Origin of the sequence: Brachyspira catarrhinii, assembly GCF_005518285.1 — a bacterium.
GTDB lineage: Bacteria > Spirochaetota > Brachyspiria > Brachyspirales > Brachyspiraceae > Brachyspira > Brachyspira catarrhinii.
On record NZ_SJDU01000868.1, the window covers coordinates 1 to 315 of the forward strand.

The 315-nt window shown below is 36.5% G+C and carries 1 protein-coding gene; it reads left to right on the forward strand.

Going from position 1 to position 315, the window contains the following annotated elements; genetic code table 11:
* Positions 1-315 (forward strand): hypothetical protein (locus EZH24_RS15235; protein ID WP_236847300.1); only part of this gene is annotated, 315 nt, incomplete at both ends.

The following is a 315-nucleotide window of genomic DNA, read 5'->3' on the forward strand; positions in this document are numbered from 1 at the left end:
ATTATTATATCTCTTAACTAATAATTTAAATTTTTATATATCGCAATTTTTTAAGGCATTTAATTTTTTAAGTGTCGCTTTTCGTTTTGCAAAAACTTTGTCATTGCGAGCCAACTTCACCGAAGGTGTGCCGTTGGCATTGGCGTGGCAATCTATTATGTTTGGATTGCTTCGCTCGTTTCACTCACTCGCAATGACTAAACAAAATAATTTTGCAATTCTTAATAACAATGTGGCTCACGCTGTGTGCCTTAAGGCAACGGCTCGCAATGACAATTATTTTTACTCGTCATTGCGAGGCTTTGCCGAAGCAAT